Source organism: Streptomyces guryensis (assembly GCF_021261325.1).
GTDB classification, from domain to species: Bacteria; Actinomycetota; Actinomycetes; order Streptomycetales; family Streptomycetaceae; genus Streptomyces; species Streptomyces guryensis.
Genome location: NZ_JAJSBI010000028.1, coordinates 16,834 through 29,665, shown reverse-complemented (window position 1 = coordinate 29,665; position 12,832 = coordinate 16,834). Strand labels below are relative to the sequence as shown.

Annotated in this window: 13 protein-coding genes and 2 pseudogenes; 10 read left to right on the top strand and 5 right to left on the bottom strand. The window is 70.8% G+C overall.

The genetic code is table 11. The features are described from left to right. The first annotated feature begins 64 nt into the window (after positions 1-64). Entirely contained in the window at positions 65-658 is a 594-nt protein-coding gene (locus LJ657_RS38340; RefSeq protein ID WP_232654063.1) for a histidine phosphatase family protein, read from the top strand. Here LJ657_RS38340 and LJ657_RS38335 read toward each other — a convergent pair. After that, positions 640-900 (bottom strand): annotated as a pseudogene (locus tag LJ657_RS38335) (DUF6314 family protein); the annotation flags it as partial. The gene LJ657_RS38340 and the pseudogene LJ657_RS38335 overlap by 19 nt on opposite strands. 6 nt (positions 901-906) lie before the next feature. On the opposite strand from LJ657_RS38335, the pseudogene LJ657_RS38330 reads away from it, so the two are divergent. Then, positions 907-1,137, top strand: a pseudogene (locus LJ657_RS38330) (hypothetical protein); the annotation flags it as partial. On the opposite strand, the gene LJ657_RS38325 reads toward LJ657_RS38330, so the two are convergent. Further along, positions 1,124-1,564: a carboxymuconolactone decarboxylase family protein gene (locus LJ657_RS38325; protein ID WP_232654050.1), complete on the bottom strand. Its 441-nt coding sequence runs from the start codon at positions 1,562-1,564 to the stop codon at positions 1,124-1,126. The pseudogene LJ657_RS38330 and the gene LJ657_RS38325 overlap by 14 nt on opposite strands. After that, on the bottom strand, positions 1,561-1,992 hold the full coding sequence (locus LJ657_RS38320) for a MerR family transcriptional regulator (protein WP_232654048.1): 432 nt from the start codon (positions 1,990-1,992) through the stop codon (positions 1,561-1,563). The genes LJ657_RS38325 and LJ657_RS38320 overlap by 4 nt, the downstream gene beginning before the upstream one ends. A 249-nt stretch (positions 1,993-2,241) precedes the next feature. Here LJ657_RS38320 and LJ657_RS38315 point away from each other — a divergent pair, with 249 nt between their 5' ends. The 8 genes from LJ657_RS38315 to LJ657_RS38280 are packed head-to-tail and all read left to right on the top strand — an operon-like array spanning position 2,242 to position 11,079. Continuing rightward, positions 2,242-4,839, top strand: coding sequence for a YfhO family protein (locus LJ657_RS38315; protein ID WP_232654046.1), 2,598 nt, complete (start codon positions 2,242-2,244; stop codon positions 4,837-4,839). 21 nt (positions 4,840-4,860) lie between these two features. Further along, entirely contained in the window at positions 4,861-5,811 is a 951-nt protein-coding gene (locus LJ657_RS38310) for a glycosyltransferase family 2 protein (RefSeq protein WP_232654043.1), read from the top strand. Further along, positions 5,811-6,209 carry a GtrA family protein gene (locus tag LJ657_RS38305; RefSeq protein WP_232654041.1) on the top strand — a complete coding sequence of 133 codons (399 nt, stop codon included), beginning with the start codon at positions 5,811-5,813 and terminating at the stop codon, positions 6,207-6,209. The genes LJ657_RS38310 and LJ657_RS38305 overlap by 1 nt, the downstream gene beginning before the upstream one ends. 45 nt (positions 6,210-6,254) lie before the next feature. Beyond that, positions 6,255-7,283: an N-acetyl-gamma-glutamyl-phosphate reductase gene (gene argC / locus LJ657_RS38300; RefSeq protein WP_232654038.1), complete on the top strand. Its 1,029-nt coding sequence runs from the start codon at positions 6,255-6,257 to the stop codon at positions 7,281-7,283. Next, a complete protein-coding gene (gene argJ, locus LJ657_RS38295; protein WP_232654035.1) occupies positions 7,280-8,431 on the top strand; it encodes a bifunctional glutamate N-acetyltransferase/amino-acid acetyltransferase ArgJ in 1,152 nt (383 codons plus the stop codon). The genes argC and argJ overlap by 4 nt, the downstream gene beginning before the upstream one ends. Then, the gene (gene argB, locus LJ657_RS38290; RefSeq protein ID WP_232654032.1) at positions 8,428-9,342 is read left to right on the top strand and encodes an acetylglutamate kinase; all 915 of its coding nucleotides are present in this window, start codon (positions 8,428-8,430) and stop codon (positions 9,340-9,342) included. The genes argJ and argB overlap by 4 nt, the downstream gene beginning before the upstream one ends. Next, positions 9,339-10,532 (top strand): acetylornithine transaminase, encoded by a 1,194-nt coding sequence (locus tag LJ657_RS38285; RefSeq protein ID WP_232654030.1) that lies wholly within the window; start codon positions 9,339-9,341, stop codon positions 10,530-10,532. The genes argB and LJ657_RS38285 overlap by 4 nt, the downstream gene beginning before the upstream one ends. Positions 10,533-10,539: 7 nt before the next feature. Continuing rightward, complete coding sequence (locus tag LJ657_RS38280) at positions 10,540-11,079, top strand: arginine repressor (protein WP_232654028.1); 540 nt, start codon at positions 10,540-10,542, stop codon at positions 11,077-11,079. 78 nt (positions 11,080-11,157) lie between these two features. On the opposite strand, the gene LJ657_RS38275 is transcribed toward LJ657_RS38280, so the two are convergent. Both LJ657_RS38275 and LJ657_RS38270 read right to left on the bottom strand, forming a co-directional pair. Continuing rightward, entirely contained in the window at positions 11,158-11,961 is an 804-nt protein-coding gene (locus tag LJ657_RS38275; RefSeq protein ID WP_232654026.1) for an FAD:protein FMN transferase, read from the bottom strand. Then, the gene (locus LJ657_RS38270) at positions 11,954-12,814 is read right to left on the bottom strand and encodes an FMN-binding protein (protein ID WP_232654023.1); all 861 of its coding nucleotides are present in this window, start codon (positions 12,812-12,814) and stop codon (positions 11,954-11,956) included. The genes LJ657_RS38275 and LJ657_RS38270 overlap by 8 nt, the downstream gene beginning before the upstream one ends. Between the last annotated feature and the right edge of the window lie 18 nt (positions 12,815-12,832).

Genomic DNA, 12,832 nt, shown 5'->3' with positions numbered 1-12,832 from the left:
CACCGTCGGTGAACCCTTACCAACACCCCTTGACCTGCGCACTTTCCCGACACACCATCGCCGCATGCAACTTCGGGTCACGTTCGTCGCCGCCGCGCGCAGCTCCCCGCTGCTGGCCGAGCGCTTCGAGGACGACCGTCCGCTGGACCAGGCGGGGTGGGACGAGGTGCAGCGCGTCGCCCACCTCCTGGTGCCGCTCGCGGCGGCAGAGCTGCGCTACTGCTCGCCCACGCCGCGCAGCCGCGCCACGGGCGACGCCCTGGGCTACGCACCGCTGGTCCAACTCGCCCTGCGGGACTGTGACATGGGCCGCTGGCGCGGCCTGACCCTCGGGGAGGCGATGGCCCGCGAGCCGGAGGCGGTGGACGCCTGGCTCGCCGACCCGCGGGCCACGCCGCACGGCGGCGAGTCGCTGGTGGGGTTCATCTCCCGGGTCGGCAACTGGCTCGACACCCGGCCCGTGGAGGACGGCGGCCGCATCGTCGCCGTGGCCGAGCCGTCGGTCGTCCGCGCGGCCCTGGTGTACGCGCTGAAGGCGCCGCCGTCGACGTACTGGAACATCGATGTGCGCCCCCTGTCGACGACCACTGTGACGGGGTACGCCGGGCGCTGGAACCTGCGCTTCGACGGCGCTCCGGTTCAGCCCTCGCGGGCGTAGCCGGTGGTCAGGACGAGGTCCTTCGCGGGTCCGCCCACCCACCGGACGGACCGCCGGTGGTGGGCGTCCCGGACGGTGAACTCGCCGCGGTGGAGGTCCGCCGCGCAGGGGTGGTCGGCGACATGGTGCCCGGAGGTCAGGTCCAGGTGGTGGAAGGGGCGCCCGTCGGCGAAGCGCACGTCCGCGGTGCCCGGTGAAGAGCCGGGCAGGAAGCGCAGGGTGCGTTCGGCGGGGCGCGTGACGCAGCAAAGGTGGCCCACGCCCAGGCCTCGGCGGCCCGTACGGTGATCGACCTCGGTGGCGCGAAGGTCGCGTCCAGGGCCCGGGTGGCCACGCCGGCCGCCGCGCCCGACGCGGTGAACACCGAGGCGTCCGCGGCCGTCGCGCCCGTGACGTCCACCTTCTCGGGCGTCGCCGACAAGTTCTCGTACACCTTCCCGGCGAACTCGATCACCTTCCTCCGGGTCAGGCAGAGGTAGGTGCAGCCGGCCCCGCGGGCTGCTGTCCGAGCGGCAGCAGCCCGCGCTCGGCGAATACCTTCTTCGCGGCGAAGGTCGCGTTCAGCGCCTTCGGTATGCCGCAGTACACCGCCGAGTGGGTCAGGGCCTCGACGATCTGCTCGGGCGTGAGGCCCACGTTCAGGGCCGCGTTGACGTGCACGTCGAGCTGGGCCTCGCAGCCGCCGAGCGCGGTGAGCATGCCCAGCGTCACCAACTGGCGGTCGCGCGGGGCGAGTCCGGGGCGGTCGTAGATCTCGCCGAAGGCCCAGGCGACGACCTGGTGGCCGAGTTCGGGGTTGATGTCGGCGAGGGAGTCGACGACGCGTTGGCCGGCTTCGCCGTCGACCCTCTTCAGGACCTCCAGGCCGTGGGCGAAGCGCTCTTCACGGGTGGTGCTCTCGCTCATGTCAGGTCTTCCGATCCCGGCTGCCCGGGAGCTTCGCTCAGCAGCCGTTCGTAGTGGTCGATCTTGTCGTCCAGCGCACGGGCGTTACGGCGCAACGCCCGGATCCGGTCGGCCAGGCCGGCGCGGTGCTCGCGGAGCATCGCCAGCCGGTCGGCGACCGAGACATCCCCCTCGGCGCGCAGCTGGGCGAACCGCTGCATGTCGGCGATCGACATACCGGTCTCGCGCAGCCGCAGCAGGAACTCCAGCCAGGCCAGGTCGGCCGCGTCGTAGCGCCGCTGATTGCCGGTGGTCCGGCCGACCCGCTCGATCAGGCCGGCCTTCTCGTAGTAGCGCAGGGTGTCGTGCGACAGGCCCGTGCGCTCGGCGACCTCGGCGATGGTGAGGGTCGGCTCCCGGTCCTGCGGGAGGGGGTGTCCGCTGGTCATGAAGAGACCGTAGAACCTGGAGCACGCTCCAGGTCAAGCCCGGACGGGCGTCACTTTGAACCCCGGGCCCCGCTGAATTTCACCATCAAATAACGCGCCGGGTGGATTTTGTTTCCCGGCCGTTCATTATTCCATAAAAACCCGCTCGTATTCGGAATTGGCTTGGCCACTTTTCGTGGATGGCACAACCAAACGGAAACGAGGCCCGTCTAAGCCGTCGAATCGTTAACCTGCCGGGAGTAGCAAGGAATGGAACGCTCGACCCCGTCCACAGCCGTTTCGAGCGGTCATTTCTCCGCGAAGAAGGCCGCGGCCCTGCTCGCCGCGGTCATCTCCGTCGCCGTGTTCTGCACCGCCGACGCCGTGGCCGGCAGCTATCCCTTCGGCCCCCGCACCCGGAGTGTCAACGACCTCGGCAACCAGTACGTCCCCTTCCACGCGCACCTGTGGGACCTGCTGCACGGGAGGGCCGACGGCGGCCTCTTCGTCAACTGGCAGTCAGGCTTCGGCTCCAGCTTCCTGCCCGACCTGGGCACCTACCTCAGCAGCCCGTTCGCCCTGCTCGTCGCCCTGTTCCCACGGGACGAGATCGATCTCGCGGTGTATGTGATCACCGTTGTGAAGATCGCCTCCGCGGGCGCGGTCATGGCCTGGCTGCTGCTGAGTCTGCGCCCCGGCCGCTGGTGGGGTGCCGGGCTGCTGGGCGCCTCGTACGCCCTGTGCGGCTGGAGCGTGGCGCTCGGCGACTACAACCCGATGTGGCTCGACGGACTCGTCGCCCTGCCGCTGCTGTGCCTGGTCGGCGAGTGGACGCTCCAGCGCCGGCGTCCGCTCCTCGGTGTGCTGATCGTGGCCCTCGCCTGGATCGCCAACTTCTACACCGCGTACATGGCCACCCTGGGCGCCGGCCTGGTCCTGCTGCTCCGGCTGTGGCTCTGCGACCTCTCCCGCCGGCAACGGCTCGTGGCGGCGGGCCGCGCCGCCGGCACCGTCGCCCTCGGCGTGGGCCTGGCGGCACCGCTGGTGACGGTCGTGTACTTCGGCACCAGGCACGCCTACCCGGGCCGGGTCGTGCAGTTCACGCCCGTGCACACCCAGGACCTGCTGGCCCGGCTGCTGCCCACGACGTACAGCTTCAGCAGTCCGGCCGTCTACGTGGGCGTGACGGCACTGCTGCTCGCTCTCGCGCTGCCCTTCCACCGGGCGGTTCCCGGGCGGGTGCGCACCGGTTGGACGCTGCTCGTCGTGGCGGTCGCGCTGTCGCTGCAGTGGGGGCCGACCCACCTGGTCTGGCACGCCTTCGCCACCCCCCAGGGCAGCTTCTACCGCCAGGCCTTCGTCCTGTGTGCGCTGCTGGTGATCGCCGCCTGGCACGGCCTGTCGTACGGCCTTCCCGACCGGCGCGCGCTGGGGGCGGCGGGCGCGCTACTGGCGCTGATCACCGCCGTCGCGAGCCGGAGCATCCTGGTGAAGCCGGTGGTGTGGCTGGTGCTGGTGCTCGCCGTCGTCGGTGCGGCGGGCGGGCTGCTGCTGTTGCGCCGCGCGGACGGCCGGGGTCGTACCGTCCTGGCCGGGCTGGCCCTGGTGCTGCTGTTCGGCGGGCAGTTCGGGGAGACGGCCGCCACTTCCGCCGTCGCCACCCGGGTCCGCCTCGGCCACATGGACGACTACGCGCCCTGGGGAGCACGGCAGGAGGCACAGGCGGAAGCGATCGCGCGTGCCGACGGCTGGCCCCGGTACCGCACCGACCCGGGCCGGGAGCAGACCGTCGCCAACGACCCGATGGAGGTGGGCGGCCAGGGCGCCCAGTACTACAGCAGCCTCACCTCGGACGTGCTCAGCCGCACTCTCACCGCCCTCGGCGGCGGCTGGACCTCGCGGGGCCGCTCCTTGCAGAGCCTCGACAACCCCGTCACCGACGCGATCTTCTCCGTCGGAGCGCGGGTGCACTCGCCGACCGACCCGCACCAGACCCGTCTGCCGCAGCTCGGCGGCCCGTTGTCGGTCTCCCGGCAGGACGTGCCGCCGCTGGTGACCGTACGGAGCGTCCCCGACCGGGCGGCCTTCGGGTTGTCGCCGTACCGCAACCAGGAGCTGCTGCTCGGCGCCCGCGTCTACACCGTGCCCAGGACCGCGGTGCACGACGACAACGGTAGGCCGCTGGGGGAGAAGGACCGGGTCGGTTCCGGGACCGCCCTCACCCGCCCGACGGTCACGGCCGAGTGCCCGGCCGGCAGCCAGGTCTACCTGTGGGCACCGCGCTACTCCGGTACCGCGCGCCTCGCCGGCCGCACCGTGCTCTTCCGCGCCCAGTACCCGCGCAACCGCGCCGCCATGGCGCCGCTCGGCCCGGCCCCGGCCTCCGGCCGCCTCCGCATCGGGCTGACCCCCGACCGCCCCGGCCTCGTTCCGCGGGGCGCCGTCGGCTGCCTCGACACCGCCCGGCTGCACTCCGCCGTCGAACACCTCAAGGCCACCGGCGCCACCCGCGTCACCGTCTCCGACGCCACCCTGCGGGCCGAGCTCCCCGCCGGCAGCAGGGGAACCGCGGTCGTCGCGGCTCCCCGCATAGCGGGCTGGCGGTGCGCCGCGGGCGACGGCGCCGCCGTACCGGCCAAGGACTACCACGGACTGATCGCCGTCCCCCTCGACGGCTCCCCGACCAGCCTCACCTGCACCTTCCATCCGCCCGGCCTGCGGCTCGGCACGGCCGTCGGGGCCGCCTCGCTGCTGACCCTGCTCCTGCTCGGCGCCTTCACCGCCGTACGCCGACGGCGTTCCACACCGCCCTCGGCCCCACCGACCGCCCTCACCAGTCCGCGCACGCCCATGACCGGCGTCCACTGACCGCGTCCCCAGGGGAAAACCATGCTCATATCGATCGTCGCACCCTGCTACAACGAAGAAGACGTCATCGAGCGCTTCCACGACCAGGTCCAGAAGGTCGCGGAGGAGCTCCTTCCGCTCGGTCACGACATGGAGTTCGTGTACGTCGACGACGGCAGCCGCGACCGTACGCTCGCCGCGCTGGAGCGGCTCGCCGACCGCGACGCGCGCGTGCGCTACGTCTCCTTCAGCCGCAACTTCGGCAAGGAGGCCGCGCTGCTGGCCGGCCTGCGGCACGCCACGGGAGACTCCGTGATCGTCATGGACGCGGACCTCCAGCATCCGCCGGAACTGATCAAGCGCATGGTGGACCTGCGCAAGGAGGGCTACGACCAGGTCATCGCCAAGCGCACCAGGACCGGTGACCGGATGACCCGCACCGTCACCGCCCGCCTCTACTACCGGCTCATCAACCGTCTCGTCGACGTGGAACTCGTCGACGGCGTCGGTGACTTCCGGCTGATGTCCCGCCGGGTGGTGGACGCGGTCCTGGACCTCACCGAGTACAACCGCTTCTCCAAGGGCCTGTTCGCCTGGGTGGGGTTCCCGAGCACCACCTTCGAGTACGAGAACGCCGTCCGCGAGGCCGGCCGCAGCTCCTGGAGCCTGCGCAGCCTGCTCAACTACGGGATCGACGGGCTGCTCTCCTTCAACAACAGGCCCCTGCGCCTCGCCCTCTACCTGGGCATGGGCCTGCTGCTGTGCGCCGGTCTGTACACCGCGTGGATCGTGGGCGCCGCGCTCGTCAACGGCGTGCAGACGCCCGGCTATGTCACCATCATCACCGCCGTCACCGGTGTCGCCGGGGTGCAGATGGTCATGCTCGGGGTCATCGGTGAGTACACCGGCCGTATCTACTACGAGGTCAAACGGCGCCCGCACTTCCTGGTGAAGGCGAGCAACGTGGACCGGGCGAAGGACCTCATTCCCTGATGCGCACCCCACTTGTTTCCCGGCAGATGCTCACCTTCGCCGTGATCGGCGTCGTCAACACGGGCACGTATTACGCCGCCTACCTACTGCTCCTCGCTCGTTTCCCCTACCTCCTCGCGCATATCCTGGCGACCGCGCTCAGCCTGACCGGTTCGTTTTTTCTCAATGCGCGATTCACCTATCGGACACGCCCCACCCTGCGGAAATTCATCTTGTTTCCCCTGACGAACGCCGCGAATTTCCTCAGCACGACGGTCGGTGTCTATGTCCTGGTCGACCTCCTGCACTTCAGCAGCCGCTTCGCCCCGCTGCTCGCGTCCCTGGCGGCCATCCCGGTGACCTTCGTCGTCTCCCGCCGGATCATGCTCCCGAAGGCGGCCCCCGCTCCGATTGCATAAACGTGCATCGATACGTATAGTCATGCCATCCAGGAGGAGGATGACATGGCGGTACGTGCGGCAGTGGCCGGAGCGAGCGGGTACGCGGGCGGAGAGCTGCTGCGTCTGCTCCTGGCGCACCCCGAGATCGAGATCGGGGCCCTGACCGGCAACTCCAACGCGGGCCAGCGGCTCGGCGCCCTGCAGCCGCATCTGCTGCCGCTGGCCGACCGGATACTCCAGGAGACCACCCCGGAGGTGCTCGCAGGGCATGATGTGGTGTTCCTCGCCCTGCCCCACGGCCAGTCCGCCGCCGTCGCCGAGCAGCTCGGCCCGGACGTCCTCGTGGTCGACATGGGTGCCGACTTCCGGCTCAAGGACGCGGCCGACTGGGAGAGGTTCTACGGCTCCGCGCACGCCGGGACCTGGCCGTACGGCCTCCCCGAACTGCCGGGTGGCCGCGCCGCGCTGGAGGGGTCCAAGCGCATCGCGGTACCCGGCTGCTACCCGACGGCCGCCACCCTGGCCCTCTTCCCGGCCTACGCCGCCGGACTCGCCGAGAACGAGGCCGTGATCGTCGCCGCCTCCGGCACCTCCGGCGCGGGCAAGGCGCCCAAGCCCCATCTGCTGGGCAGCGAGGTCATGGGCTCCATGTCCCCGTACGGCGTCGGTGGCGGGCACCGGCACACCCCCGAGATGATCCAGAACTTCAGCGCGGCGGCCGGGCAGCGGGTCTCCGTCTCCTTCACACCGACCCTCGCACCGATGCCCCGCGGCATCCTCGCCACCTGCAGCGCGAAGGCCAGGCCGGGCGTGACCGCCGAGTCCGTGCGCGCCGCCTACGAGAAGGCCTTCGCCGACGAGCCCTTCGTCCACCTGCTGCCCGAGGGACAGTGGCCCGCCACTGCGTCCGTCCACGGTTCCAACGCCGTTCAGGTACAGGTCGCGTACGACGAGGCCGCCGGCCGCATCATCGCGATCAGCGCCATCGACAACCTGACCAAGGGCACCGCGGGCGGTGCCGTCCAGAGCATGAACCTCGCCCTCGGACTCGACGAGTCCACGGGGCTTTCCACGATCGGAGTCGCACCGTGAGCGTCACGGCAGCCAAGGGATTCCAGGCTGCGGGCATCGCCGCCGGAATCAAGGAGAACGGCAACCCGGACCTGGCCCTCGTGGTCAACAACGGTCCGCGCCGCGCCGCCGCCGGTGTCTTCACCTCCAACCGTGTGAAGGCCGCGCCGGTGCTGTGGTCCGAGCAGGTCCTCAAGGGCGGTCAGGTCTCCGCCGTGGTCCTCAACTCCGGTGGCGCCAACGCCTGTACGGGCCCGAAGGGGTTCCAGGACACGCACGCCACCGCCGAGAAGGCCGCCGAGGTCCTCGGCCGGGGCGCCATCGAGGTCGCCGTCTGCTCCACCGGACTCATCGGCGTCCTGCTCCCGATGGACAAGCTCCTGCCGGGAGTCGAGACGGCGGCCGAGGCCCTGAGCGAGCACGGCGGTGAGAAGGCCGCCATCGCCATCAAGACCACCGACACCGTCCACAAGACGTCCGTCGTGACGAAGGACGGCTGGACGGTGGGCGGCATGGCGAAGGGCGCGGGCATGCTCGCCCCCGGCCTGGCCACCATGCTGGTCGTCCTCACCACCGACGCCGCCCTCGACAACGACGTACTGGACAAGGCGCTCCGGGCGGCGACGCGCACGACCTTCGACCGGGTCGACTCCGACGGCTGCATGTCCACCAACGACACGGTTCTGCTGCTCGCCTCCGGATCCGCCGAAGTGACCCCGGAATACGGGGAGTTCGCGGAAGCCGTACGGCAGGTCTGCGACGACCTCGGACAGCAGCTCATCCGGGACGCCGAGGGCGCCAGCAAGGACATCAAGGTCGAGGTGGTCAACGCGGCCAGCGAGGACGACGCCGTCGAGGTGGGCCGCTCCATCGCCCGCAACAACCTCCTCAAGTGCGCCATCCACGGCGAGGACCCCAACTGGGGCCGGGTCCTCTCCGCGATCGGCACCACCAAGGCCGCCTTCGAGGCGGACCGGCTCAACGTCGCCATCAACGGCGTCTGGGTCTGCAAGAACGGCGGCGTCGGCGAGGACCGCGAGAAGGTCGACATGCGCTACCGCGAGGTGCACATCGTCGCCGACCTCGCCGCCGGGTCCGAGACCGCCACCATCTGGACCAACGACCTCACCGCCGACTACGTCCACGAGAACAGCGCCTATTCCTCATGAGCACCACTCGTAAGCACACCGCGCTCCCCAAGGCCCAGATCCTCATCGAGGCGCTGCCCTGGCTGGTCAGGCACAACGGCAAGACGGTCGTCATCAAGTTCGGCGGCAACGCCATGATCGACGAGGACCTCAAGGCCGCCTTCGCGCAGGACGTCGTCTTCCTGCACCACGCCGGTCTCAAGCCGGTCGTCGTGCACGGCGGCGGCCCGCAGATCAGCGCCGCCCTCGACCAGCACGGCATCGTCAGCGAGTTCAAGGCCGGCCTGCGCGTCACCACCGAGGACGCCATGGACGTCGTACGCATGGTGCTCGCCGGACAGGTCCAGCGCGAGCTGGTCGGGCTGCTCAACCAGCACGGCCCGCTGGCCATCGGCCTCACCGGCGAGGACGCGCACACCATCACCGCCACCAAGCACCAGCCCGAGATCGACGGCGAGCTGGTCGACATCGGGCGGGTCGGCGAGATCACCGAGATCGACACGGGCGTGATCGAGGCACTCCTCGCCGACGGCCGTATCCCGGTCGTCTCCTCGATCGCCCGCAGCCAGGACGACGGACATGTCTACAACGTCAATGCCGACACGGCGGCTGCGGCACTCGCTGCCGCGCTGGGCGCCGAGACCCTCATGGTCCTCACGGACGTCGAGGGTCTCTACGAGGACTGGCCCCACAGCGACGAGGTCATCAGCCGCCTCACCGCTTCCCAACTGGAGAAGCTGCTGCCGGAGCTGAGCTCCGGCATGGTGCCGAAGATGGAGGGCTGTCTGCACGCCGTGCGCAACGGCGTCACCACCGCCCGCGTCATCGACGGCCGGGTCCAGCACTCGATCCTGCTGGAGATCTTCACCGACGAAGGCATCGGCACGATGGTCGTGCCGGACGAGAATCCGCACGTACAGGGGGAGTCGTGAGCAACCAGGAACTGACCGCGCGGTGGCAGGGCGCGCTCATGAACAACTACGGCACCCCGCTGCTGCCCCTGGTGCGCGGCGAGGGCGCCAAGGTGTGGGACGCCGACGGCACGGAGTACGTCGACTTCGTCGGCGGAATCGCGGTCAACGCGCTCGGCCACGCCCACCCGGCGGTCGTCGAGGCCGTCAGCCGGCAGATCGGCTCGCTCGGCCACATCTCCAACTTCTTCATGTCCGAGCCCACCGTGACCCTTGCCGAGCGGCTGCTGCAGCTGTTCGGGCGGGACGGCAGGGTGTTCTTCTGCAACTCGGGCGCCGAGGCCAACGAGGCCGCCTTCAAGATCGGCCGGCTGACCGGGCGGACCCACGTCGTCGCCACCGAAGGTGCCTTCCACGGCCGCACCATGGGCGCCCTCGCGATGACCGGCCAGCAGGGCAAGCGGGAGCCGTTCCTGCCGCTGCCCGGTGACGTCACGCATGTGCCGTTCGGCGACGCGCAGGCCCTCGCGGCCGCGGTCACCCAGGAGACCGCGCTGGTCATCCTGGAGCCGATCCAGGGCGAGATCGGCGTCGTCGTGCCGCCCGTCGGCTATCTGAAGGCCGCCCGGGCGATCACCGCCGCGACCGGAGCGCTGCTGGTCCTGGACGAGGTGCAGACCGGAATCGGCCGTACCGGCCACTGGTTCGAGTACCAGGCCCACGAGGGCGTCCTGCCGGACGTCGTCACCCTCGCCAAGGGTCTCGGCGGCGGACTGCCGCTGGGCGCCACCGTCGCCTTCGGGCGGGCCGCCGAGCTGCTGCGGCCCGGGCACCACGGCACGACCTTCGGCGGCAACCCGGTCGCCTGCGCCGCCGGACTCGCCGTCCTGGACACGATCGAGAACGAGGGGCTGCTGGAGAACGTCAAGCAGCAGAGCGAGAAGCTGCGGGACGGAATCGAGTCACTGGGCCACCCGTTGATCGACCATGTCCGGGGCGCGGGCCTCCTCCTGGGTATCGTGCTCACCGAGCCGCTCGCGCCCCAGACGCGCCAGGCGGCTCAGGAGGCCGGATTCCTGGTGAACGCGCCCGCCCCCGACGTCGTCCGGCTGATGCCGCCGCTGACACTCGGCGACGACGAGGTGGACGCGTTCCTCCGGGCGCTCCCCGGCATCCTGGACCACACCAACGGGGACGGATCCGGAGAATGAGACGACGATGAGTCACGCGCAGGACGACGCACAGCACGCCGGGCCTGCCGTGCCGCAGACCCGCACCGCACGCCACCGCCGGATCGTGGACATCCTCAACCGGCAACCGGTGCGGTCCCAGAGCCAGTTGGCCAAGTTGTTGGCCGACGACGGTCTGAACGTCACGCAGGCGACGTTGAGCCGGGACCTGGACGAGCTCAACGCGGTGAAGATCCGCAACAACGACGGCGACCTGATCTACGCGGTGCCGAGCGAGGGGGGTTTCCGGACCCCGCGGGCGCCGCTGGGGGAGTCGGCGAAGGAAGAGCGGATGCGGCGCCTGTCGCAGGAGCTGCTGATCTCCGCGGAGGCGTCGGCGAATCTCGTTGTTCTGCGGACGCCTCCGGGGGCTGCGCAGTTCCTGGCCTCGGCGATCGACCAGGCCGAACTGCACGACATCCTCGGCACGATTGCCGGTGACGACACGTTGTTGCTGATCAGCCGGGATCCGAGTGGGGGTAATGCGCTGGCCGGGCATTTGTTGAGGTTGGCTCAGAACGGCCACTGAGAGGGGGACTTGCCGTTGTCCGCCGACTGCGGGCCGGGGGGCTCGCGCAGTTCCCCGCGCCTCTGAAGGGGCGCTGTCCTACCCCAGGCGGGATGCCAGGCCTCCTGTGCATCTCACCTCGTCGCCTGCCGTGATCAGCAAGGCCTCCACGTCCGGCAGGGACTCCAGCCAGCGCAGGCCGCCCCGCGAGCCCATCGCGAACGCCGCCGTGGCCCAGCAGTCCGCCCAGGTCAGCTTCGGGGCCACCACGGTCACCGCCACCAGGTCGGTCACCGCGGAGCGGCCCGTGCGGGGGTCGACGATGTGGGCGCCGCGCTCGGCGGTGCCGGAGGTGGCCACCGCCAGCTCGTCCGCGCCCGCCGCGGAGACGACCGCCGCGAGCCCGCCCGGACGCAGCGGGTCCGCCACCCCGACCCGCCAGGGCCGGTGCGGTTCGGGCGCGCCGAGCAGCTGGACGTCCCCGCCGCCGTTCATGCTCACGCCGCTCACCCCGGGGGTGGCCGCCAGCAGCCGTGCCGCGCGCTCGGCGGCCCAGCCCTTGACGATGCCGGTGGGATCCAGCCGCCCCTCGTAGCGCATGCTGAACCAGCCGTCGCTCACCCGCTCCGCCTCGGCGCCCAGTGCCAGCACCTCGGCGACCTCGGGAGCGCACTGCTCCACGGTCAGTTCACCCCGCGCCAGCCGGGAGACCTGGCTGTCGTCGCGGTAGGTGCTGAACACCTCGTTCACCCGGTGCAGTTGGGCGATCGCCTCCTCCAGCGCCGCCTGCACCGCACCGGGTTCCCCGCCGCGGACGTCGAAGGAGAAGACGGTCCCCATGACCTCCTCCGCGTGACGCACCGCGGCGGGAGCTTCTGCCGACTCGGCCACCGGCTCAGCCACCGGCCTGGTCCAGCGCCGACTGCAGCGACTGCATATAGCCGCTGCTCGTGTACGTGGCACCCGACACCGAGTCGATCTTCGCGCTGCCGGCCGCCACCGCCTCCTGGTTGAGCTTGGGGACGGCCATCGCCGTCTTCTGGTCGCTGAGCCCGCCCTTGGGAGCCTGCACCGCGTCGGCCTTGGTGATCTTGCCGTTGCTGACGGTGATACGGACCTGGACCGGTCCGTACTGGGTCTGCGCGACACTGCCGGTCACGGTCTTGGCCTGGGCGGTCCCGGAGCCCGAGCCCTGGGAGCCGCCGGAGGAGGAGCCCGCGCCGCTGCCCTGCGAACCCCCACCGCCGCCCTGGGAAGGGGTGGCGCCGCCCTGCGAGGAACCGCCGCCCTGCGAAGAGCCCGCGCTCGCCTTCATCTTGTCGATCGCCGACTGCAGCGACTGCTTGTAGCCGTTGCTCGTGTACGTCGCCCCGGACACCGAGTCGATCTTCGCGCTCTGCGCGGCGACCGTCTCCTGGGTCAGCTTGGGGACGGACAGGGCGGTCTTCTGGTCGCTGGTGCCGCCCTTGGGTGCCTGGATCGCCTCGGCCTTGGTGATCTTGCCGTTGCTGACGGTGATACGGACTTGGACCGGTCCGTACTGGGTCTGGGCCACGGCGCCGTCGACTGTGCCGCTTCCGGCCGCCCCGGTGCCGCCCTGGGGCGACTCCTGCGAGGCCGCCGTCTGCTGCGGGGCCGCACCCGCCGCCTGGGCGTTCGGGCCGGACGCCGGTTTCAGCGACAGCAGCAGGACGACGCCCGACACGGTGGCGGCGGTGGCCAGCACGACACGCCGGATGGGGTGACTCTTCTTCATCGCTTTCCCAGACTCCTG